Genomic DNA, 20,756 nt, shown 5'->3' with positions numbered 1-20,756 from the left:
CTCTATTTGACAATTTGGCTAGAATCACCCTCCAAACAGCGGGGGCAAGTAGCATTATAGAGTGGATGCTTGCGTACTGGAAGTTCGCAAATCGCCGCGTAGCATCGCTTTGGACCCATAGGTTGGATGCTTTTCGTTCACCTGGCCAAAATCAGAGATAAATATATGCCTCTGCCGCTGATCTCCCTGCTCCACCCAGCGCCCATAGTGGCGCATGATCATCTCGGTAGTCTTGTGCCCCATCTGCTGCGCGACGAACAATGGATTTTCGCCGCCCGACAGTAGCTGGCTCGCGTAGGTGTGGCGAGTCTGGTACGGATTGCGGTAGCGGACCTTGGCCGTTTTCAGTACGTGCTTCCAGGGTCGTTCCAAATGTTCATAATCAATGAACGGACCTTTGTCGTCCGGTCGGACAAAGATGTAATCGCTGCCGACAAAGCTGAATTGTTTCTGGTGCTTCAGCGCCTCATAAGCGGAGGGGAGCAGAAGAACCTTCCGGTTGCTGGTTCGCGTCTTGGTTTCCTTTAATTTGCGCTCGACCACCGCTCGTTGAATATGCACTTCACGTTGATCCCAGTCGACATCACCCCATTGCAGGCCAAACAACTCTGACGTTCTCAGGCCGGTGAAGAACGCAAACTTGAGCAGATTCCGAATGCGCGGATCGTAGGTGAGGGCGCTCTGCAGCACCTTGTCGATTTCTCGGGTCGTAAATGGGTCGACTTCGTAATCGGTCTTGGCTTGGCTTCGATCTACCAGTTTGCTGACCTTGATCTTGTCCAGCGGATTGCGGTCGATGATGTCATCGTTCAGCGCCCGATCCAGAACCGCGCGTAGCGGGGTCAAATCATTGCGGATGCTTTTTAGGGTCCCGCTTCGCTCCCGAATCCAGGCGCGAATATGTTGCGGCGTTAGATCGCGCGCACGGATATCGCCAAACTGGGTGAGCAGGTGGGCATTACAACTTTTCCGATAGCACCGGTAAGTGCTGTGCGGGTGAGTGCGCTCAATGTCCTTTAGCCACTCCTCGATCAACTCTCGAATCGTTATCTGGGAATAGGCATGACCAAAGAGGCGGGCCCGCTTGGATTCCGGAAAGTATTCCTCGTATTTGAATGTCTGTCTGGCAATGGCGCCTTCGACTTCGGCCTTCAAATTGATGGCGTAGCGCTGATCGCTTTTCTTGGATGGGTCCAGTGAGGACAGGGTTTCCTTGCATTGCACACCGCGATACTGGAATTGTATCTCGATAGTCTGCGTGCCACTGGCGTAGGTGCGTACCCTTACGCCTTGCGCGAGCTTAACAGACCGTTCTCTACCCATTTCTCAACTGCCTCGACATTGATCCACAACGTGTGATTCCTCACCTGACAATGAACGCCATCCAACCAGAGCCCTTTTTTGCGGCGGGCATGAACCGCATTGGCGGTGTCACCGCTCAATTCGCAATATTTGGGTAGCTTTACCCATTTCATGATTCGGGTCCCTATGGTCGTTTACGACCCGGGGCCATCTTCCCGTTGTGCTAATGGTGAAGCTTTGGCCAGCCTGGTCTGGATGATCAAAACATTAGCACTGAGCTAATTATAACTTCAAGGGAAAAGGCTGGCTATCTTTTTATCAGGCAGCTAAATAGCGGGTCGTATCAGTTCACACCACTTCGCCCTTGAACACGATGACGCCGCAAATCGTCGCTTCTTCATCCACCTCGATGATCCGGTTCGGCCAGTCAGGATTGAGCGCTTTCAGGTACTGCTTACCTTCCTCGATGATGAGCTGCTTAAACGTTGCTTCGTTGGATTGTTCGAGGCGCACGACCACAAATTTGCCGTGATCCGGTGTGACACTGGGGTCGACAAAAATCAGGTCGCCTTCATGGAATTTCGGTTCCATGCTGCTCCCGCGAACCCTGAGCACGTAGGAATCCGGGCTGCACTTCACAGGGCAGGGTAAGAGTTCCGAGCCGTAAGCAGGTGCGAAACTTTCAGAGATCTCGTACCACTTACCGGCCTGCACCCAGGAGATCAGCGGGTGAAGGCCTCGTAAATCCGGACCTGCATGGGCGTTGTGCTCCTCAGCCTGCCCCGACTTCTCCGTATGTGGTGTATCCATCCATCCCTGGGGTTTCTTCATGGCCTTTTCCAGCTTTTCAGCCAGTTCGTCTCCAATCGAACGAGGCGTGCCCTTCTTGGTAGGCAGTTGGTTCCGCACCTGGCTCAAGTAGGAGCTATTAGTTCCGGCTGCGCGAGCCAGCTTGGCAGCTGACCCAGCCTCGCTAATCAGAATCTCAAGGTTGCTGAGCCGAACCTGGTTAAGTTTTAGCGTCATGCGAAACACTTTAGCAGAAAATTTAGCAGAATGATAAACAAAAAGCGGACTTCGCTCGTTGATGGCCTGTTTGCACGGTGCTAATGTTTCTAAGCATGGAGCTAAAGGAATTTCTAAAAATTGCAAGCAAACGGGAACGGGCCGATGTCGCTGCGGCGTGCAACGATTCGGTGTCTTACCTGTATCAGATTGCCGGCCAACATCGCTACGCCAGTCCGCTGATGGCGACCCAGATCGAGCGCTATACCCGCATCGTGGCAGGGCTGTCCGACGGTCGACTGGAAACGGTGCCCCGGGCCACGATGGTTCGTCACCCGGAAATTTTTTACGACGTGTCGCCAGCAGATGACGCGCAAGGTGCAGGTGGCGACGATGTCTGCGGTTGAGCAAACACCCACCACCGACAAGGTGGCACGCGTGGAGGTGAGCCGCATTCATCACTACGCCCGTAACCCGCGTCGCCAGCCAAACCCGGAGTACGCGCGGATCAAAGCGTCCATTCAGGCGGAAGGGTTGGATCAGCCGCTGGTGTTGTCGAAGAAGCCCGGAGAATCGGAGTACATCCTCCACAGTGGCGGCAACACGCGACTGAAAATCCTCAAAGAGCTGTGGGAGGAAACCGGGGAGGAGCGGTTCCGTTGGGTGGACTGTGTCATCAGAACCTGGTCGCAGGAATCCAAAGTGTTGTTTGCACACCTTCGCGAAAACGAATTGCGCGGAGGCCTGCCTTTTATCGACAAAGCTCTGGCCGTATTTGAAGCGAAGAACTTGTTGGAGCAGGAGCTGGCCGTCGACAGCTTGTCCCAGCGACAGTTGGAAGAGCTATTCAAAGAACGTGGTTTCGGTCTCAGCCACAGCATGATTTCCAAAATGGGTTATGCCGTTGACGTCCTGTGGCCATTGATGCCGAAAGCGTTGGCCGCTGGGTTGGGCCGACCCCAGGTGGAGAGAATTCGTGCCCTGCAGCGCGCGGCCCAGGCCATCTGGAATCGACGCGGATTGGGTGATGACGCCGACTTCGAAGGTGTCTTTGCCGAGTTGTGTCGTCGCCACGATGGTGCCGAGTGGGATATCCAGCCGCTGCACGATGCACTGGTTAACGAAATTGCAGTGGAATCCGAACAAAACCGGCAAGTAATTCATCTGGAGATGGATGCCTGCCTGGCCGGTCGGCCCTTCGACTTTCCTGATAACACCCTCGACGACCAGGACGATGGGCGAATGGAGGAAGTCGAGTCTGAGGCTTCCGCTGATAATGAGCAAAAAGCCGGCGAGGACATGCCAGCACAGGCTCCCGCTGCTGCGGACTCAACGGCTACACCTAACCGTACCGGTCAGTTCAAGGATATTGGTGCCCTGCGGGATCAGCTATGCCTTCAGGCTGCGGCATTGGCCGCTGCCCACGGGTTGAGTGCAGCACTCAAACCGCTTCCCGATCAGGGGTTGGGATTTTTGCTGATCGATGTACCACCACAGGAATTGCGTGATGTGCTTGATCCCGATGCCTTGGGCCTGGTGTCTGCACTCTGGTGGCAGCTGGCCGCCAGTTCGGAGTTGACCTCGGCACCGGTCGATTGTGTGCTGGCGCATCTCGATCAGGATTCGACGCTCTACCAGGCGTTGGCATCCCATGACGCCGAGCTTCTCTTTGGTAGCGTCTGGACACCGGATCCGGGCCACCTCAGTAGCCAGTTATGGCAGCAGCTCAATCCGCCGGACTGGCAGAGTCTGCTGCAAATGATGGAAGCCTACCGCTCACTCAAACGACTCGCCTTCGATACCGGCATCGAGCTATGGGAAAACGCAGAGACTGAATGCGATGTCGTCGAATAAGGAAGCCGACCTCACGACAGCCGTGCTGCTCTACGCCATGCGCTGTCTGGCAGAAGGCGATCAGCAGGCATTGCGTGCCATGAACTTTGGTCCCAAAGAGTTGGACGCCCTCAAGGAAATGAACCTCGCCGATCTGTATCGGGCCGATACGCTCCGAGTGCATTGTCTGAAGATTGCGCTTGATCGAACGGTTTTCTGGCCGATGCTCGATAATTTGCGTCATCAGCGGGAATCCGATGATCTGCAGCGTGAACTGTTGGTCGCCGATGCTCCCCTGGAGATGATGCAACAGTTGTTCGGTTGGAGCTCGCGGGAATACACGCGTTGGCGCCGACTGCTGACGTTGGCACCGTCTGTGGGTAGGCCCCCCGAGCTGAATGAAGCCGATACCCACGCACTCTGGTATGCGTGGCAGGGGCGGATCGAGGCACGAGAACAAAACGCCTTATCTGCTACTGACTATCTCGACCTACAGCAACAGACCGGCATCGGATTACGTTCGATCTGGGCGTTGGTGCAGCGTTGGGACGCCTACGGCGAAGGCCTCAGTGCCACTCCGCCCGACCGGGTTGCCGAGCATGGCGCATGACGAAGATGCGCTACGACCGGAGACGCTGGCGCTAGACGCACTGATCAAAGCGACCGTCGCCAAGGTCCGTGACCAGGGTGATCCATCGCTGCCGGATGCCATGTTGTTCATGGGTAATTGGCACCAGGCCGTGCCCGCCCTGGTCATTCAGGACCCGGTTCTGGAACCTGTCGATAAACTGGTGTGGATGGTCATCATGCTTCACGCCAGAGAGACCGGTGGGCGGACGGCGTTCCCCGATTACGACACCATCGCTGCGAAAACCAATGTGGCGTCCACCTCGACGATTTCCCGGGCCATTGCGATTCTGCGGCTGACGCGTTGGTTGACCTTGTGCGCGAGAGTCCGGCAGAAAAGCGGCCGCTTTACTGGCAACGTCTACAGCCTTCACGATGAACCCTTGCCGCTGGCCGATGCGCTTTTCCTGGACGAGGGTTACATGGCGTTCGTCACCCAGGCTCAGGACCACCACCATGCTCGCGTGCAGCGAGTGGCGCAGGCCGTACTCGCAAGTTTGGACAAAGACATACAGTCGGGAGATCTGGGCCGACAGGAATCGATCATCGAGCGCCGCTTACAGGCGGCGCAACATCTGTCAGGATCCAGCAGAAATCAAAACAAGGGCGGTCGCTATTTTACATTTCACGCCGCAAGCCTCGACCAACTGAAAAAGCCGGCTGACAGCCGGGTGGCTGAACCGCCGAGCCAGCACCAAATTTCAAAGGCGGAAGCAGAAAGACACTACAGTAGTGGTTGTAGTAGTGATTATAAAAAAACAACTACAACAACCTCTACAACAAATACCTACGTTGATAAGAAAGCATTTTCAGAATCGAGTTCACCAGGATCGCTGCCAGCGGATCAAGCACTGATTTACCCGCCGCGGTTGTCTGACAACCAGAAGCTCTTGGCTGATCGCTACCTGGCGATGATCAACGCCGAAGATCGGCAATTGGTGTTGGATGAATTGCAGGGGCGCCTGTCCTCTGAGCAGAAGGGCATGAAGCCCGTCTATGACGAGCTGCGGTTCCTGCACTCACTGTGCAAAGCCGCCCAGAAGGGCGAGTTCGTTCCCAACTTGGGGATCAAGGTCGTCGAAGCCCGACAGGAGCGAGCCTCCCATGTTCGGCCGCCGGAAGATGAAGCGCAGAAAGCCAAAACCGCCGAAGAGCGGGAACGCTCACAGGCCTATGGGCGCGAACAGTTGGCCAAGTTGCGGGCCTCGTTGAACCTGGACAAGTAACCCCATCCCCTCGATTGCCATCCTGGCATTCGCGAGACCGCTGCACTGTTTCCAGTGGAACCACTCGATTGCACTCCCCGGAAAACGACGGCCAAAACGAAAACAGTGCCCGGCTGAATATACCGTGGTTCGGTTCGACCGTTTGTGGATTCATAGACCCTGGCAAATAAACTCCAGGGGAGCGATATCCATGCAATCAACTGCTGAAACCTCTCTTCAATCAGCCGATTCGAATCACCGTGAGAGCGGACCTGGCGCCCTGCAGGGCGAAGTCTGGTTGACGATTCAAACGTATCAGGCACAGAGCCTCATCCGGGGTCGGCGAGCAGGAGAGGGTAAGGCCGCCATCATCGGCCTGATCGGCTTTGCCGATCGACTGAAGTCGCTCTGGCAGGCCATACGCTTTGACGATCCCTACGCGGACTGGTGGCTGCTCAAAGTGGAAGAGGGTATCGCCGATGTCCGCACACAGCTTCGCGAATTACAGCACCGCCTGGATGCATTGATGGCGCCGGCCAACAGCGCACTGGAATTTTCGGTAGCGCAATCCAGTCGTCCGCAGCGTGTATCACTGCAGTTCGCCAATCCCTACGCTTTTCGTGCAGCCCAGTTGCTGGGCGAATACGACCAGCTGATGTGCGCCGACTTGACGTTGCATCACCTGGGTCTCGACATCGGCAATGATCTCACCGAACAGCTATCGGGTAGCGGGCGCTGGGTTCGCCGGGTATTTGCGTTGCCCCAGGGGTACCACAGCCTGGATATTCGTCGTGCCGACATCCGACAAGGATCGCCAGCGGCGCTCAAAGCCATCGAACGGATGGGCGAGATTCCTCTGGATATTCTGACCGGTGACAGGCTACCCTCCTTGCGTCCCGTGGCATTTCAACCGACTGAGGAAAGCGTCCCTGCATTCACAGGTGATGCTTAATCGCCATGACCGCCAATGCGCTGCAGCAGATCAGCGTTTTGCTGGATACGCGTATTCCGCTGGAAGCGATGGTGCTCCAGCGTCTGTACCGGTTACCCAAAGACCGGCAAAGCGAGTGGTTGCGGCAGCTGGTGTTGACTGCGTTTCGCAGCGAATGTCAGGTCCTCAAATCCGAACCACCATTGTCAGCGGGTGCCTCGCTCAGGCGTCCCCCGGATCTGAACAGCCCCCGGCCAGGCAAACGTGCGTCTGACCAGACCAGTCAGCAAACCAGTAAGACCGTTGCCAGCTCGTCCTATGACTCACATAGCAGCACGCATCGCCTGGATAACACCAGTCCCACATCGATGGCCGATACCGCCAAACCCTTCACGCACCTGAGGCGAGTGATCGGTGAGTAAAACACAAACCTGGAATCACACGACATGACCGAATTGACTGACGAAAAATTTGCCGATACCGATGGGCCTTCCCCGTCGGCCCATGCCATGGAAGTGGGGCAGGCGGGCCTGGATGATGGCTACGCCTATACCAAAGTGGCTTTACCGGACGGACGCCTCGTTGCGGTCCCGTCACGGGCGCGCATGGGGTCGGCTGGCGTCACCTGGATTCGTGACGGCGAACAAAAGATTTTCGAGTACGAAACGGGCGGCACCGTCTATTCCGTCGGCGCCGTGGATGGCGAACCCACACAGTTCGATGAATACCCGGGCTCGGCACTGAATCGCGTGATCGTTCAGCATGCATTGCAGCAGGCAGGCTTTTCGGGTCGATCCGTCCATGTGGTGACGGGACTGCCGGTCTCTGCGTTTTACCGCAACGATGGCGAGCAGCGTCGACAGGTGATCCAGGCGAAAACGAATAGTCTGAAACTGACGGTCGAACCCGTTGTGTCTCACAAAGCAGCGCATCAAATGCGCAAGGTGAGTATTGCGTTTCACGAAGTCATTCCGGAAGCCCTGGCTGCCTGGTACGACTTCGTCATCGTCATGACCGACGATGGCGTGACCCTGGATGCGGATCGCGTCAACGCGCCCATTGCCATCGTCGATATCGGCGGGCGCACGACCGATTATGTCGTCGTTCAGGATCAGGGTATTGTTCACGGATCCTCGGGCTCGCTCAATTGTGGCATGTTGAATGTCAAACAGAGTGTGGCCAATGGCATACAGCAACGGTTCGAACTCGGCGAGCTGGGTGAGCAGAGCATCAGTCGCGCGGTCGAGACGAATCGATTGCGACTGCATGGCAAAGATCACGATGTCTCAATGATGGTGGCGGACGCCAAGCGCGAGTTGGTCGAGCGGCTCTATACCGAAACCCGCCGCAAACTCGGCCTTGGCGTGGAGCTCGATCGCGTGCTGTTTGTGGGAGGCGGTAGTGCCGCCCTGGCCGCCGATATCGCCAACTGGTTCCCCAACCAAACCATTGCCGACCATGCGGCCTTTGCCAATGCCCGGGGAATGCTCAAGTACCTGCAATTCGTTTGCGACAGCCCGGTAAAGGCGGGTTAACGACTTTGTACGTGGCCACTGCGGTCTCAGTGGCAAAGAAGATGTCTTCGGATTGTGCAATCGACATCGCGGGTCTTCCGTCAATCCAACGTCAGGGCTTGCCCTGATTTTACTCACCCTGCCGGGAACACGATCCCGCCAGGGTATCGCGGTCTCCGGCATTTCATTCTGTTCAAGGAGATTGTGTTATGACCAGTAGACAAACTACCCCTGAAAAATCGAAGTATTTCGATCTTGATATCCACGGCATCGGATACCTCAACCGGGTTCGTGAAGTGACGCCCGAGAATGGTTTCCCCTTTCTCAGTGTCACGATCGCGGCGCTACGAGGATCCGCCGATAACGTCCAGCACACTCATTTCGAGTGTGTCGTGGTCGGTGAAGAGGCGAAGGATCTGGTACGCCAGCTGATGCCCGCGGTGGAAGCTGACTTCAAAGTACTGGTGGGTTTCCACCTCAGTGATTTGCAGGTCGAATCGTTCACTTTCAAGAACGGGGATCGAGCCGGTACGACAGGCATCAGCCTAAAGTCCCGGTTACTCCGGTTCCACTGGATCAAGGTCGAAGGCCAGCCATTTCCGGCGCCCTCGTCTGAGAGCCGCGACGCTGTCGCCTGACGGCAACACCTGACCGCATCCACCGATGCGGTCAATCTTTCAACCCAGCGAGGGACACTCTCCCTTGCCGGGCGGGTTTCCTCGACTCTTCAAGGAGACCGCCCATGGCTTCCAAATCCTCACTGTCAAAAGTGAATCCTAAAAACCGTTTTACGGCCATTCGCGTGGCGTCGTTGAACGATCCTGAAAAACGATCGCTGCTGGAGCTGGCTTTTGCGGTACTGCAAGACCTGCACCAGCCGGGTGTAGAGCTGCCAAGTCCCAAACACACGCGTGATTATTTGCGGATGTTGTTGGCAGAACGCAAAGCAGAGGTCTTTGGTTGTTTGTTCCTGGATAACCGGCATCGCGTCATAGAGGCCGCCGAGTTGTTTCAGGGAACCATCGATGGTGCTGCGGTGTACCCCCGTGTGGTGGTGCAACAGGCGCTGAGCCTCAACGCAGCTGCGGTGATGTTTTTTCATAATCACCCGAGTGGCGTCGCCGAGCCCAGTCATGCGGACGAAGCGATCACCCGACGGCTGAAAGACGCGTTGGCGACTGTCGACATCCGAGTACTGGACCACTTTGTGGTCACCGTAGGCGAGTCGGTTTCGTTTGCAGAACGTGGATTGCTGTAGAGCTTTTCACTCAACCCATTGGGGAGTCCCTCTTCCCCAATGGGTAGGAGGTGCTCCCCGAACTTTGTTATTCATTTCTCCAGGGAGAACCCTTATGAACAATTCAGAAACTCAATCGTTGGAAGACGTCTTTGGTCCTGTGATCGCGAGCTACAGCCGTGCACAGGCGATCGATGACGGTGTGCTGATCGATGTCACACCTATGGCGCGAGAAGCCGGATTCAAGTGGCCAGTCGCACTCACGCACACTGCGTGGTGTGATTGTGTTGCCTGGACTGAGCGGGATAACCGCTCTCAGGTTTACCAGGATGAGTCCGGCCGGTTGTGGGATGTGCTGTTCATGGCGTTCTACGCCATTCGAACAGCGACGACGCCGGGTGATCGGCTGCGATTCTCGTTGTATCGCGTGCCGAAAGACGGGCGATCCACGGAAGCCCAGGAGTTGAGCTTGAAACTGATGGTCGGCCCCGGCGACGCCGGCGAACCGGTCGTCACGATCATGCTACCCAATGAAGATTGATATCGCCGACGAGAATCGGCTCCTTGCCCTGGCCACTTGGGATAAAGTGGCACCTCCCCCGCATCAGCTTGTCTGTTTCCTTGATCGCGCTTCCCGTTTGAAGTGCCAACGCTTTTCTTACTCCTCGTTTTGGCTATGGTTCCACTGTAACCAAGGCTCGAACCACTCTGTCTCCTCGACGGTCATGACAGGTTGCAGACCTGGCGTGGGCGTTGATGCGCACGAAGCCCTCGTCACTGCTGAGCGAAGCGGAGTAGTGACGAGGGCGGCGGAGCCCGGAAAGACAACGGCTTGCGCTCGAATTGATGCGTTCAGCGCGAATTCTGTCTGGCTATACTGGCGGCCATGCATCACAGAGAGCTTCATACGCGGCCACGGCGGTAACGTGGATGGGGGAAGTTGCCCTCGCCATCCAAAATGGCAAAAACAACAACAGCGTCGTCAGAGCTTCAACGGCGCACAGCCTCGGCTGCAGCTCATCTTCAACGCTTCTTCAATTGCAGGACGTTGTCCTCGCTTCAACCTGGCTATCGCCACGTCAAATCCGGCTGGCAATCAGCCGACTTTCAGCACGCCGTTACATCGACGGTTTCTTTCAACCTGCGGACCGATGGTTCCGCCCATTAAACAGGAGGTGAAACGCTCACCATCAACGACGGCTCTTCGAGCCCTTGGTTTACCCGGCACCATCTTCAACAGAAGAGCAGCCAGGTTGCCTGCGACCAGGCTTATCAGGTCGAACGGGGAGTAGTGTCCCTTGACCCTTCCGCCTCGGCGGACCCTGTCAGGCTACGTGCCTGCGGTTGGTCATAAACACTTACCAGTTTTGGAAGTACACGATGAGAGACCTGAACTACCAATTGAAACAATTGTGCAAACGCAACCGCGATGGCAGCTACAGCACGCAAGCCAACCGTGCGCGTATGCTCAACCAGATCGCGAATCAGTTGCAGGAGATGGGGTATCGGCGGATGACCACCCGATCGCTGAAGCCAAAGCATGTGGATGCCCTCGTAAAACGCTGGCTCGGTGAGGGCATGGCGGCCGGTACCATCAAGAACCGCATGAACTGCTTGCGGTGGTGGGCAGCGAAAGTGGATCGGCGCAATGTCATTGCCCGCTCGAACGAGTTCTACGGCATCCCCGACCGGCAATTCGTCAGTAACGAGTCTAAGGCGGTCGCAGTCGATAGCCAGGCACTGTCGAGTATCCAGGATGACCACGTACGTATGAGCCTGGAGCTGCAGCGCGCCTTCGGTTTGCGAAGAGAGGAGGCAATCAAATTCATGCCCGGTTTCGCCGATCAGGGCGATCATATCCGGCTCAAGGCGTCCTGGACCAAGGGCGGCAAGACGCGCGTCGTGCCGATCCTCCGTCAGGACCAGCGAGCCGTGCTGGATCGTGCGCACCGATTGGCCGGGAATGGATCCCTGATTCCTTTCGAGAAGAGCTACATCCAGCAGTTGAGAACCTACGAGCGCCATACCACACAAGCGGGTCTGTCGAAGCTGCATGGCCTGCGCCATGCCTACGCCCAGGCACGCTTTGAGCAATTGACCGGCTGGGCCTGTCCGGCCGCGGGTGGGCCGAGCGCTGTCAGTCTCAGCACCGACCAACGCAAGCTGGATCTCCAGGCACGACTCATTATCAGTCGCGAACTCGGCCATGCCCGCGAGCAGATCAGTGCTGTATATTTGGGAAGATAATTGGTTGCCTCATAGAGCCCAATCGAGAGAGCCCATCATATAAAGGAGTGCCGCAATTGCTAAGGTCAAGACTGGTGGAAATAGCGCTCCTTTGGCAGGAACGATATGGAGTCTCACCACAAATCACCACGCCGATTTCAGAGCTCGATGCATCAAGGTTGGTGGGGATGCCAGAGTCAGAGTACTCCGACTGCATGCAGGATAAAACTGCGGTCGCAAAAGGCGCAGATTTCGAGTGCCGCAAGATTCGATACCAGGTGAAAGCGAATCGTCCAAGTGGGAAACCGGGTAGTCGCGTCACCATGGTTCCTAAGGCGACAAACTATGACTGGGATCGTTTGATCTGGATTCTATACGACGAGAAGTTCAACATGTTGGAGGCATGGGAATGGGAGGTCGAAGAATATCGAAGGGCGTTTCACGATATAAAAAGGCTTTCGCCAAACCATTACCGCAAGGGTCGTCGGTTGTTCCCGTACCAGGCTTCAAATACGTAGGGTGACGGAGTAACTCGCTGTGGTGGATGAGAATATTGTTTGTGAATGTGCCCACGTACTATCTCGGTCCTCGTCTGTTCTGGTCATTACTGGAGCGGGTATTTCTGCGGAAAGCGGCGTTCAGACATATCGGGGGGCGAACGGTCTCTTCGAAAATACACCTTCTCTTACGTATACGCTGACCAAAAAGAATCTGGAGGGCAACGCTGATAGCGTTTGGAAGTACATTGACCAAATACGTATTCGCCTTAAATCGTGTGAGCCGAACGTTGCGCATCGTACCCTCGCAAAATGGGAGTCAGAGCGTCGGTTCGAGCGATTCTTGATCGCCACTCAAAATACCGATGGATTGCACCTGGAAGCGGGTAGCAAAGCGGTGACTCAGATACATGGTAGCGTGTGGCAGCTTGCCCGCCCCAAGCGCGTTGCTTATACAGAGGATGAGCAATTTTCGTCTGATTTTTCTGCTGCATTGTGCGACAGAAATAACGAGGAGCTACTGAAGCGGTGGAGCGAAGAGGACAACCGAGAAGTTTGGGAAGATAGAACAGTCCCGTTTCAGAGTATCCCGTTGTATTTGGACCCAGCTGTGCGCCCGAATGTATTGTTCTTTGGTGAACTCTACGGCAATCGCCTGCTCTGGGTTGAGCAATTTATCAAACGGCCTGTGGATTGTGTTCTGGTCATTGGTTGCTCCGGTGGCGTAGACATTTTGGAGCGTTTGATTTTTCAATGTCGATTAGGAAATGCAGGCTGTTCGATCATCAACGTCAATCCGTCCGATGATTGCATTACGAAGGAACATCTGTACCTGAGGTCAACAGCAGGAGCAGCTCTGTTATCAATCGATAAGGAACTAAGTCGTCGTTAGATTCAACGGCAAACAGACGGTGATATTGGTGCTTAGGAGAAAACCCGACACCCACGGAACGGATTGATCGTTCACGGGTGAGGATCGGTTGGCGATCATGACGACCATCATCATGATCGAGAGCCAAATATGTCTTCGTCCAAGCATTCCGTAATCCCGCGTCGCCTATCGATATGGTTGTGCTGCACTGGCGCGGCCATCGCGGGCCACTCCGCATGGGCAGAACAGCAACTGAGCTCAGCGATGAACACGCAAACTCAGATTGGCCGCTATTCCGTCATTGCTGTCGCGCCGACGACCGGACAGCAAGACCTTCTGTCGGTCACCCAGTCGATCACCATTCCGAACGACATCACTACTGTCGGTGATGCCTTGAACTGGTTGTTGCGCGATTCCGGTTATCGCCTGGCAGATCATGCCGTTCTGTCGGAGGAAACCATCGACATGCTCGATCTGCCGTTGCCAAATGCGCATCGCGCTTTCGAGCCGATGCCACTCAACGTGGTGATCGGGCTGATAGTGGGGCCTGCGTTTTACCTGGTCCAGGATTCCGTGCATCGCCTCATTGGCTTCGAGCGTTGTGCCGATGCATTGAACCCCACATCGACCGGAGGTACACACTAATGGAAGGGCTCTTTCTGATTATTGTGTTGGTCACTGCATTGCTGGTCGGCGTCGAGTCTGAGCGGCCTGATCAGGAGCAGCGTTCTGTCCATAAGGCTACGCTGACGAGCGAGCCGGGCGTCACCGGTCAATCCCCAGTACAACTTTGCGACCCGACGCATCGGACCATTGTTCAACGCGATCTGACCGTAACGGTCAATCAACAGGTCAACGACCATGACCACTGAGCGCAGAGTGCGACCCTCGCGCATCGGGATTCTCGGATTTTGGCTGTGCATCACATTGCCGATCAACGCAGACACGGGTCCGGGTTCGGACACTTCGAAGCTCCAGGCTGTCGAGCAGTCGACGACCCAACAGATCGAATCCCAGACTTACCGTGCAGAGCAGTGGGGTTTGGATGCCACCGAGTGGCAACGGTATGAATCCCTGATGCAGGGGATTCGCGGCAGTGTGAGCCCGGCGACCTTGTCACCTCTGGAGGTCCTGGGTATTCATGCACGCACTGACGACGAGCGTCGTCGCTACGCCGAACAGTGGGCCGTGATGATGCGTGACGACGCCGAGCGGATCCTGGCGTTCCAACGTGCTTACGACGATGCCCAGCAGCGCCTGTTCCCCAATGGCTTGCTGATCGATGCCAATGCCCTAGCCTCAGCCGCACCAAATCAAACGGCAACCGAAAAATTGACGTGGCGACCCGATGATCGGGTGTTGTTCTTTACCGAGACGCAGTGCCCGCGCTGCGACGCCGTATTGGAGAGACTGGTCAGTCAGATCAAACAATTTGCCGGCATCGATTTGTATCTGATCGATGTGTCGGTCGGCGAGGAATCCCGCATACGAGACTGGGCGGCAGCGAAACAGATCGATCCGCAGTGGGTCAGCGACCACCGAATGACGCTGAACATCGATGCCGGCGCGTTCGACCAGGTCGCTGGCCACACGGGCCAGCAGGGTCAGGATCTGCCGGTCCTGATACTGCGCCGGGAGGGCCAGTTGGCACCCCTGCCAGTATCGCGGTTTTGACGAGCGCCGGCCATGGCAAGTCGCTCGATCATCTTCTGTGCGGTCGGCCTACTGTGTGGGCCAATGATTGCGCAGTCGCAACCGGTACCTGCCGGGTATCAGCTGGTCGCCAGTGAATACGGTCTGCCGCCAGTGCTGCTCTATGCGGTAGCCCTCACCGAGAGCGGTCAAAGTTCACTGAGTCGTGGAGAGTTTCGCCCCTGGCCGTGGGCGCTGAATATCGACGGCAAGGGGCACTATTTTCCATCTCGCCAGAGCGCGTGGCAGGCCTTGCAGACGGCATTGGCGGAAACCGATGCGTCCGTGGATATCGGGCTGATGCAGGTCAGCTGGCGCTATCACCAGTCATCCCTGGGTTCATCCTGGCAGGCGCTCGATCCCTACCACAATATGCGGGTGGCGGCCGCGCTGTTGCGCGATTGCTTAATTGAACACCGTACCTGGATCGAGAGCGCCGGTTGTTACCACGCACCCAATGATCCAGCCCGCGCAAACCGCTATGGCCGCCGTGTACAGGAGCGCTGGGCGCAAGTGCTCGATGCGACCGAGGAGGTTCCCGATGATGCTCAGTAATCGATCGCTGTTGCTTATCTATGGGCTGGTACTGTCACTCTCGCTCGGCGTGAGTGCCAACGCATTCGCCGAGTTGACGCTCATTTACGACAACGGTCAAACGCGGCCGCTGGCACCATTGCTTGAGCCACTCCTGGCGGATGACTCGCCATCGTCCGGGCCAACCTTAAGCTCCACCCTCGATCCCTCGTCCAATCCCTTGTCCAGTGATGGCCCGGCGGACTTTCGCAATCTGTTGCCAGTACGCTCACCCGGTCTAACAGTCGGCGATATCGCTGAAAGTGCCTTGCGTCCCGAGGTGCTGGCGCGGCTGGCTCAAGGCAATCCACGGCCTTTTTTTCTGATCGGATCGGATGCCATGTCGTTGCAGTGGTTGGCCTCGCACCGAGACGTCCTGAAAGATCTTGGTGCCGTGGGCATGCTGATCCAAGCCGAGTCCGAGACGGATGTGCGACGGGTCGCGGAGGTGGCACAAGGCTTGTCTATCACCCTGGGATCCGGGAGTGACCTGGCCGCAGCTCTGGCCATCGATCGTTACCCGGTGTTGATCACCCCTGACGGTATCCGGCAGTGAGCACGCATCCGATGGAGGCTTTGTTGCGGCCTCCCGTCGAGTTGTGGTCCACCGCCACCGCATTTGCGGCGGGCACTCTGGCCTGGTTGGCACCCTGGGCTCTGATGATGCCACCGGGTATCGCGGCGGCCACCGGGTTGACCTTCTTCGGGTTTGGCGTGTGGCGGGGCCGTCAGGCCTGGCGCGTACTGCGCTACCAACATCACATGAAGCGGCTGCCGGAGTATCGCGTGCGGGCAGCGCAGATTCCCGTCAGTCGGCATAAGCTGTTTTTGGGCAAAGGCTTTCGCTGGACACAACAACATACGCAGCGGCTGCGCGATACGCTGAAGCCCGAGGTGCGGCGTTACGTGCAACCGGGCAGGCTCTATCAGTGGGCAAGACAAAAGGAGGTGGCCTGGGAGTCGATCCCCATACTCTCGGTTCTGGCCAAAGGCTTGCGCAGCCGTTCCCGCTGGAACCCATTGGCGCCGCTACCCGCGGTCGGCGGCAAGCCGGCGCTGCATGCCGTTGAACCCCTTGAGCAATCCGTGTGGATGGATCTCGGGGAACGCGTCGGGCACACACTGGTGCTCGGCACCACCCGCGTCGGCAAGACACGCTTGGCCGAACTGCTGATCACCCAGGACATTCGCCGGGGTGATGTCGTCATCGTCTTCGACCCCAAGGGCGATGCCGACCTGTTGCGCCGCATCTACGCCGAAGCCAAGCGCGCCGGCCGGCTGGACGACTTCTATCTGTTCCATCTCGGCTTCCCCGAACTGTCGGCGCGCTATAACGCCATTGGCAACTTCTCGCGCATCACCGAAGTCGCCACCCGTATCGCCAATCAGTTACCGAACGAGGGGAACTCGGCGGCCTTCAAGGAATTCGCCTGGCGCTTCGTCAATATCATTGCGCGTGCTCTGGTGGCCTTGAAGCGTAGACCGGACTATCAACAGATTCGCCGCTACATCAACGACATCGAACCCCTGTTTGTCGAATACGCCGGCCATTGCGCCGAGGTGGCCGGTATCGAAGCCTGGGCCTCGCTGGTGGAGGAGCGCGCCGCGGATATCAAAGAGCGCAACCTGCCCAATGCACTGCGTGGCCGGTCGATGGAAGCCATCGCCTGTATGCGCTTTCTACAGGAAAGGGCCATTTACGACCCCGTTCTGGATGGCCTGATTTCGGCGTTCAAATACGACAAGACCTATTTCGATAAGATCGTCAGCTCTGTCGGCCCACTGATGGAAAAGCTGACGACCGGCACCATCGCCGCGCTGATCTCGCCGGATTACCAGGACGAGCAGGATGCGAGGCCGATCTTCGAATGGATGGAAGTGGTGCGGCGCAAGGGTATCGTGTATGTCGGGCTCGATGCCCTCACAGACACCACGGTCGCCAGTGCCGTGGGCAACTCCATGTTCGCGGACCTGGTATCCGTCGCGGGCACGATCTATAAGCACGGTGTCGTGGCGCCGGGTTCCGATACGTCACTCCCGGAAAGCGCGCGACAGACGCTGCCCACCATCTCGTTGCACGCGGACGAGTTTAACGAGCTGATCGGGGACGAGTTCGTACCTCTGTTGAACAAGGCCGGTGGTGCCGGCTTCCAGGTCACGGCCTATACCCAGACCTGGTCCGATGTGGAAGCGCGGATCGGCAGTCGCGCCAAAGCCGGGCAAGTTGCGGGTAACTTCAATACGATGCTGATGCTGCGGGTGAAAGAACTGGATACAGCCGAGATGCTGACCGAGCAGTTGCCCCGTGTGGAGGTCTTCACCCTGATGAGCGTCTCCGGTGTCGATGATTCCTCGGATCCCGGTTCGGGCGTTGATTTCAAATCCCGCAATGAGGACCGGATCAGCGTCTCGGAAGTGCCGATGCTGACCGCGGCGGATATGGTCACGTTGCCCAAGGGACAGGCTTTCGCGTTACTGGAAGGGGGGCAGCTCTGGAAAATTCGTATTCCGTTGCCGGATGATCGCGCCGATGCCGCCATGCCAGGAAATTTTGAGGAAATGGCCGAGGCCATGCGACGCAGCTACATCACCAACGATCACTGGTATCGGGTGACTGAGCACTGGTGGCACAGCGTCTCTGAGGCGCCGGTTGAGCCTGCAGAATCGAGTGACTCAGTCTGAGCATGGCGGAACCGACCGATCCTCGCCGAACCGTTGCCCGTCCGGGAGCGATCTCCCTGGTATTGACGGGGTTCGCCCAGTGCCTCAAATGGCTGATCCTCTCCCTGGTCTTTTCCATCCTGATCGAATGGATCGGGATGGCATTCTGGTGGGAGGAGCAGGGCGTGGCGCACAGCCGACAGATGCTGGTGAATGAGCTGCAGTTCCTCGGGGCAGATTTTCATCGCAGTTGGTTGACCGCGCAGCCCATGCAGTTCGCCAGTGATTTGTCGGAACGCTTCTACACCATCGCCTTCGAGTGGACCGGCCTTGTCGATCTCATTCAGTGGGTCACGCCGGTTCCCTCCACCGAAGAGTCCGGTGTGCGCCCCCTGCTGCACCGGCTTTATCGGCCTGTGTCTGACTATGTGTTGGCCGGCATGCAGATCACCCAAGTATTTGCGGTGAGACTGGCCATTCTGGCCCTGGCCACCCCGGTATTTGGGCTTTTCACTCTGGTGGCACTGGTGGATGGTCTGGTGCGACGGGATTTACGGCGCTGGGGCGGGGGCCGGGAGAGCTCTTTTGTCTATCACTACGCCAAGAAAGCCGCTATTCCGCTGATCATCATGGCCTGGGTACTCTACCTGGCGCTGCCATTCAGCCTTCATCCGTCCTGGATCATCCTGCCGTTCGCTCTGGCCTTTGCCTTTGCCGTCACCATCACGGCCAGCACCTTCAAAAAGTATCTCTGATACACTTGACTGTACTATTACAGCTTGCTAGGCTGCATCAAAGCACTGTAAAGATACAGTACGGAGTTAAGCATGATCGCACAAGCCGAACAATTACTGCAGCGTGGTTCCAGTGTCACCAGTTCACTGCTGCCGGCGATTTTCGCTATTTTCAGCCAGTGGCGCCTGACCGGCGCTCAGCAGATGACTCTGTTGGGGCTCAGCAATGAGAAGACCCTCTACAACTGGAAGAGCCAGCCCGAAAAGGCCAAGCTGACCCGGGACTTGCTGGAGCGGGCGAGCTATATCCTGGGGATCTACAAATCTCTGCAGATTCTATTGCCCGACCAGGCATTGGCCGATCAGTGGCTGGCTACCCCCAATGACAATCCGCTGTTCAACGGCACGGCACCGCTGGATCGCATACTTGCCGGTCAGGTCGTGGACCTGGCTGTAGTCAGGAACTTCCTTGATGCGGAGCGGGGTGGCTGGTGATCGATATCACAACGCTACCCAGCAGCGAGGTCAATGAACCGGTTTACCGGATCATCCTCTCGCGCTACCCACAGATCCACCTGTTCGAGCGCGTCTCCAATCCCCAGGATTGGGATGTGTTGTACGCCGTGGAGTCACTGACCAATCCCAGGTTGCGCGATGAAGTGGGTGATATTCGCCTGGTGCCTCCGGAAGACCGTGTCTATGGTGATGGCGCCTCCTGGATCATGGCGGCATTTACCCACCCGCCTGTTGATGGTCGTGGGGGGCGCTTCAACCGGGACTTCGGTATCTATTACTGCGCCGCTGACGAGTCGATCGCTGTGGCCGAGTCCTCGTTTCATCGCGCACGATTCCTGAGAGAGTCTCGAATCGACAAGACCACCCAGGAAATGCGCGTTATCCGTGCACAACTGGGGCCGGCTACCCTGCACGATATACGACACCTGGTCGGTGAGGCGATTTACGATCCCGATGACTACCGCGAGGCACAGCAGCTCGGCTACAACTTGCGCGATGCAAACAGTTACGGTGTTCACTTTCGGAGCGTGAGAGCAGCGGGTGACTGCTTAGGCGTCATGCGTCCCAGGGTACTGTCGGATGCCATCCATTGGCGCTACCTGCGGTACCACTATGACCAGGGATCGATAGTCCAGGTTGAATCCCTCGATGGCAGCAGTAGACGGTGATGGCGATGTACAACGAACTGCTGTGGATATTCACACAACTCCCTGACGATTATATCGTCCTCGATACAGAGACCACGGGACTGCCGGACGAAAACGGCTTGCCTGATATTGTCACGCTCGGCATCACCGTGGTTAGGAATAGAGAGATCGCGGAAACCATCGAGTTCAAGACACAACCGCAAAAACGAATTTCAGAAGAAGCGCAGTCGATACACGGCATTACCAACGAACAGGCCGCCGCGTTCGAGTCCTTCGATTCGCAGTGGCAACGGATTGCTGGCTACCTGAAGGATCAGCTCATTGTCATTCACAACGCCAGTTTCGACTGGCCGATTCTCCTTGATCACGTTGAGCGATACGCATTGGTAATGCCACAGATTCAAGGGGTGTTCTGCAGTCAGAAAGCGGCCATCCCATGGGCGCAGGCAATGAATTTGCCATGCAGCAACCGGGGTCCATCATTGGATATTTTAACTAAAGTGCTTGGAGTAAATGATTCTAGGGCCGAGTCTGGTGGACATCATGGAGCGATGGTTGACAGCCTGCAAACGGCCAAAGTGGTTGGCATGATTAGAAAACAGAGAGTGCATAAATGAGCTTCCATGATGGAATTGTGCAGGATGATTCTTCTATCAATATGGGAGAAGGCCATATCAAAACAGAC

26 protein-coding genes are annotated in these 20,756 nt (G+C 56.8%); 23 read left to right on the top strand and 3 right to left on the bottom strand.

The genetic code is table 11. From position 1 onward, the window contains the following. Positions 1-54 precede the first annotated feature (54 nt). From R3F50_01985 to R3F50_01975, 3 genes are all read right to left on the bottom strand, one after another. Positions 55-1,323 carry a tyrosine-type recombinase/integrase gene (locus R3F50_01985; protein ID MEZ5489072.1) on the bottom strand — a complete coding sequence of 423 codons (1,269 nt, stop codon included), beginning with the start codon at positions 1,321-1,323 and terminating at the stop codon, positions 55-57. Continuing rightward, entirely contained in the window at positions 1,284-1,475 is a 192-nt protein-coding gene (locus R3F50_01980) for an excisionase (GenBank protein MEZ5489071.1), read from the bottom strand. The genes R3F50_01985 and R3F50_01980 overlap by 40 nt, the downstream gene beginning before the upstream one ends. 175 nt (positions 1,476-1,650) lie before the next feature. Then, positions 1,651-2,328 carry a S24 family peptidase gene (locus R3F50_01975; protein ID MEZ5489070.1) on the bottom strand — a complete coding sequence of 226 codons (678 nt, stop codon included), beginning with the start codon at positions 2,326-2,328 and terminating at the stop codon, positions 1,651-1,653. 95 nt (positions 2,329-2,423) lie between these two features. Here R3F50_01975 and R3F50_01970 point away from each other — a divergent pair, with 95 nt between their 5' ends. From R3F50_01970 to R3F50_01860, 23 genes are all read left to right on the top strand, one after another. Continuing rightward, a complete protein-coding gene (locus R3F50_01970) occupies positions 2,424-2,714 on the top strand; it encodes a hypothetical protein (GenBank protein MEZ5489069.1) in 291 nt (96 codons plus the stop codon). Next, positions 2,701-4,161, top strand: a complete 1,461-nt coding sequence (locus R3F50_01965) for a ParB N-terminal domain-containing protein (protein ID MEZ5489068.1) — start codon at positions 2,701-2,703, stop codon at positions 4,159-4,161. The genes R3F50_01970 and R3F50_01965 overlap by 14 nt, the downstream gene beginning before the upstream one ends. Beyond that, positions 4,148-4,750, top strand: a complete 603-nt coding sequence (locus tag R3F50_01960) for a DUF2857 domain-containing protein (protein MEZ5489067.1) — start codon at positions 4,148-4,150, stop codon at positions 4,748-4,750. Before R3F50_01965 ends, R3F50_01960 begins: the two co-directional genes overlap by 14 nt. After that, the gene (locus R3F50_01955; protein ID MEZ5489066.1) at positions 4,740-5,993 is read left to right on the top strand and encodes an STY4528 family pathogenicity island replication protein; all 1,254 of its coding nucleotides are present in this window, start codon (positions 4,740-4,742) and stop codon (positions 5,991-5,993) included. Before R3F50_01960 ends, R3F50_01955 begins: the two co-directional genes overlap by 11 nt. Positions 5,994-6,183: 190 nt before the next feature. Beyond that, positions 6,184-6,924 carry a TIGR03761 family integrating conjugative element protein gene (locus R3F50_01950; protein MEZ5489065.1) on the top strand — a complete coding sequence of 247 codons (741 nt, stop codon included), beginning with the start codon at positions 6,184-6,186 and terminating at the stop codon, positions 6,922-6,924. A gap of 5 nt (positions 6,925-6,929) precedes the next feature. Next, positions 6,930-7,325 carry a hypothetical protein gene (locus R3F50_01945; GenBank protein ID MEZ5489064.1) on the top strand — a complete coding sequence of 132 codons (396 nt, stop codon included), beginning with the start codon at positions 6,930-6,932 and terminating at the stop codon, positions 7,323-7,325. 24 nt (positions 7,326-7,349) lie between these two features. Further along, complete coding sequence (locus R3F50_01940) at positions 7,350-8,438, top strand: ParM/StbA family protein (GenBank protein MEZ5489063.1); 1,089 nt, start codon at positions 7,350-7,352, stop codon at positions 8,436-8,438. Positions 8,439-8,626: 188 nt separating this feature from the next. Further along, the gene (locus tag R3F50_01935) at positions 8,627-9,055 is read left to right on the top strand and encodes a DUF3577 domain-containing protein (GenBank protein MEZ5489062.1); all 429 of its coding nucleotides are present in this window, start codon (positions 8,627-8,629) and stop codon (positions 9,053-9,055) included. Positions 9,056-9,159: 104 nt separating this feature from the next. Beyond that, a complete protein-coding gene (locus tag R3F50_01930; GenBank protein MEZ5489061.1) occupies positions 9,160-9,675 on the top strand; it encodes a JAB domain-containing protein in 516 nt (171 codons plus the stop codon). Between the two features lie 94 nt (positions 9,676-9,769). Continuing rightward, entirely contained in the window at positions 9,770-10,195 is a 426-nt protein-coding gene (locus tag R3F50_01925; GenBank protein MEZ5489060.1) for a DUF6573 family protein, read from the top strand. Between the two features lie 839 nt (positions 10,196-11,034). After that, positions 11,035-11,901 (top strand): integrase domain-containing protein, encoded by an 867-nt coding sequence (locus R3F50_01920; protein ID MEZ5489059.1) that lies wholly within the window; start codon positions 11,035-11,037, stop codon positions 11,899-11,901. Positions 11,902-11,975: 74 nt separating this feature from the next. Continuing rightward, positions 11,976-12,398: a hypothetical protein gene (locus tag R3F50_01915; protein ID MEZ5489058.1), complete on the top strand. Its 423-nt coding sequence runs from the start codon at positions 11,976-11,978 to the stop codon at positions 12,396-12,398. Between the two features lie 19 nt (positions 12,399-12,417). Beyond that, positions 12,418-13,269: a Sir2 family NAD-dependent protein deacetylase gene (locus tag R3F50_01910; GenBank protein MEZ5489057.1), complete on the top strand. Its 852-nt coding sequence runs from the start codon at positions 12,418-12,420 to the stop codon at positions 13,267-13,269. 243 nt (positions 13,270-13,512) lie between these two features. Further along, the gene (locus tag R3F50_01905) at positions 13,513-13,893 is read left to right on the top strand and encodes a pili assembly chaperone (GenBank protein MEZ5489056.1); all 381 of its coding nucleotides are present in this window, start codon (positions 13,513-13,515) and stop codon (positions 13,891-13,893) included. Continuing rightward, entirely contained in the window at positions 13,893-14,120 is a 228-nt protein-coding gene (locus R3F50_01900) for a hypothetical protein (GenBank protein MEZ5489055.1), read from the top strand. The genes R3F50_01905 and R3F50_01900 overlap by 1 nt, the downstream gene beginning before the upstream one ends. Further along, complete coding sequence (locus R3F50_01895; protein MEZ5489054.1) at positions 14,110-14,922, top strand: TIGR03759 family integrating conjugative element protein; 813 nt, start codon at positions 14,110-14,112, stop codon at positions 14,920-14,922. Before R3F50_01900 ends, R3F50_01895 begins: the two co-directional genes overlap by 11 nt. Before the next feature lie 12 nt (positions 14,923-14,934). Then, complete coding sequence (locus R3F50_01890; protein MEZ5489053.1) at positions 14,935-15,495, top strand: lytic transglycosylase domain-containing protein; 561 nt, start codon at positions 14,935-14,937, stop codon at positions 15,493-15,495. Beyond that, positions 15,482-16,069: an integrating conjugative element protein gene (locus R3F50_01885; GenBank protein MEZ5489052.1), complete on the top strand. Its 588-nt coding sequence runs from the start codon at positions 15,482-15,484 to the stop codon at positions 16,067-16,069. The genes R3F50_01890 and R3F50_01885 overlap by 14 nt, the downstream gene beginning before the upstream one ends. An 11-nt stretch (positions 16,070-16,080) precedes the next feature. Next, a complete protein-coding gene (gene traD, locus R3F50_01880) occupies positions 16,081-18,195 on the top strand; it encodes a type IV conjugative transfer system coupling protein TraD (GenBank protein ID MEZ5489051.1) in 2,115 nt (704 codons plus the stop codon). Between the two features lie 2 nt (positions 18,196-18,197). Beyond that, positions 18,198-18,929: a TIGR03747 family integrating conjugative element membrane protein gene (locus tag R3F50_01875; protein MEZ5489050.1), complete on the top strand. Its 732-nt coding sequence runs from the start codon at positions 18,198-18,200 to the stop codon at positions 18,927-18,929. A gap of 72 nt (positions 18,930-19,001) precedes the next feature. Beyond that, complete coding sequence (locus R3F50_01870; GenBank protein MEZ5489049.1) at positions 19,002-19,403, top strand: MbcA/ParS/Xre antitoxin family protein; 402 nt, start codon at positions 19,002-19,004, stop codon at positions 19,401-19,403. After that, the gene (locus R3F50_01865) at positions 19,400-20,092 is read left to right on the top strand and encodes an RES family NAD+ phosphorylase (GenBank protein MEZ5489048.1); all 693 of its coding nucleotides are present in this window, start codon (positions 19,400-19,402) and stop codon (positions 20,090-20,092) included. The genes R3F50_01870 and R3F50_01865 overlap by 4 nt, the downstream gene beginning before the upstream one ends. A gap of 5 nt (positions 20,093-20,097) precedes the next feature. Next, the gene (locus R3F50_01860; protein ID MEZ5489047.1) at positions 20,098-20,688 is read left to right on the top strand and encodes a 3'-5' exonuclease; all 591 of its coding nucleotides are present in this window, start codon (positions 20,098-20,100) and stop codon (positions 20,686-20,688) included. The last annotated feature ends 68 nt before the right edge of the window (positions 20,689-20,756 follow it).

This window comes from Gammaproteobacteria bacterium, assembly GCA_041395725.1.
Classification (GTDB): Bacteria; Pseudomonadota; Gammaproteobacteria; order Pseudomonadales; family Pseudohongiellaceae; genus NORP240.
Note: the sequence above shows the minus strand (reverse complement) of the source record. Positions and strands in the feature narration are given on the sequence as shown.

Excerpts from the sequence above, each read along its gene's own strand:
- R3F50_01940 (MEZ5489063.1), top strand. The coding sequence starts at position 7,350 with ATGACCGAATTGACTGACGAAAAATTTGCCGATACCGATGGGCCTTCC.
- R3F50_01920 (MEZ5489059.1), top strand. The coding sequence starts at position 11,035 with ATGAGAGACCTGAACTACCAATTGAAACAATTGTGCAAACGCAACCGC.
- R3F50_01870 (MEZ5489049.1), top strand. The coding sequence starts at position 19,002 with ATGATCGCACAAGCCGAACAATTACTGCAGCGTGGTTCCAGTGTCACC.
- R3F50_01900 (MEZ5489055.1), top strand. The coding sequence starts at position 13,893 with ATGGAAGGGCTCTTTCTGATTATTGTGTTGGTCACTGCATTGCTGGTC.
- R3F50_01965 (MEZ5489068.1), top strand. The coding sequence starts at position 2,701 with ATGTCTGCGGTTGAGCAAACACCCACCACCGACAAGGTGGCACGCGTG.
- R3F50_01975 (MEZ5489070.1), bottom strand. The coding sequence starts at position 2,328 with ATGACGCTAAAACTTAACCAGGTTCGGCTCAGCAACCTTGAGATTCTG.
- R3F50_01885 (MEZ5489052.1), top strand. The coding sequence starts at position 15,482 with ATGATGCTCAGTAATCGATCGCTGTTGCTTATCTATGGGCTGGTACTG.
- R3F50_01970 (MEZ5489069.1), top strand. The coding sequence starts at position 2,424 with ATGGAGCTAAAGGAATTTCTAAAAATTGCAAGCAAACGGGAACGGGCC.
- R3F50_01905 (MEZ5489056.1), top strand. The coding sequence starts at position 13,513 with ATGAACACGCAAACTCAGATTGGCCGCTATTCCGTCATTGCTGTCGCG.
- R3F50_01985 (MEZ5489072.1), bottom strand. The coding sequence starts at position 1,323 with ATGGGTAGAGAACGGTCTGTTAAGCTCGCGCAAGGCGTAAGGGTACGC.
- R3F50_01955 (MEZ5489066.1), top strand. The coding sequence starts at position 4,740 with ATGGCGCATGACGAAGATGCGCTACGACCGGAGACGCTGGCGCTAGAC.
- R3F50_01925 (MEZ5489060.1), top strand. The coding sequence starts at position 9,770 with ATGAACAATTCAGAAACTCAATCGTTGGAAGACGTCTTTGGTCCTGTG.
- R3F50_01980 (MEZ5489071.1), bottom strand. The coding sequence starts at position 1,475 with ATGAAATGGGTAAAGCTACCCAAATATTGCGAATTGAGCGGTGACACC.
- R3F50_01935 (MEZ5489062.1), top strand. The coding sequence starts at position 8,627 with ATGACCAGTAGACAAACTACCCCTGAAAAATCGAAGTATTTCGATCTT.
- R3F50_01960 (MEZ5489067.1), top strand. The coding sequence starts at position 4,148 with ATGTCGTCGAATAAGGAAGCCGACCTCACGACAGCCGTGCTGCTCTAC.
- R3F50_01890 (MEZ5489053.1), top strand. The coding sequence starts at position 14,935 with ATGGCAAGTCGCTCGATCATCTTCTGTGCGGTCGGCCTACTGTGTGGG.
- traD (MEZ5489051.1), top strand. The coding sequence starts at position 16,081 with ATGGAGGCTTTGTTGCGGCCTCCCGTCGAGTTGTGGTCCACCGCCACC.
- R3F50_01895 (MEZ5489054.1), top strand. The coding sequence starts at position 14,110 with ATGACCACTGAGCGCAGAGTGCGACCCTCGCGCATCGGGATTCTCGGA.
- R3F50_01930 (MEZ5489061.1), top strand. The coding sequence starts at position 9,160 with ATGGCTTCCAAATCCTCACTGTCAAAAGTGAATCCTAAAAACCGTTTT.
- R3F50_01950 (MEZ5489065.1), top strand. The coding sequence starts at position 6,184 with ATGCAATCAACTGCTGAAACCTCTCTTCAATCAGCCGATTCGAATCAC.
- R3F50_01945 (MEZ5489064.1), top strand. The coding sequence starts at position 6,930 with ATGACCGCCAATGCGCTGCAGCAGATCAGCGTTTTGCTGGATACGCGT.
- R3F50_01875 (MEZ5489050.1), top strand. The coding sequence starts at position 18,198 with ATGGCGGAACCGACCGATCCTCGCCGAACCGTTGCCCGTCCGGGAGCG.
- R3F50_01860 (MEZ5489047.1), top strand. The coding sequence starts at position 20,098 with ATGTACAACGAACTGCTGTGGATATTCACACAACTCCCTGACGATTAT.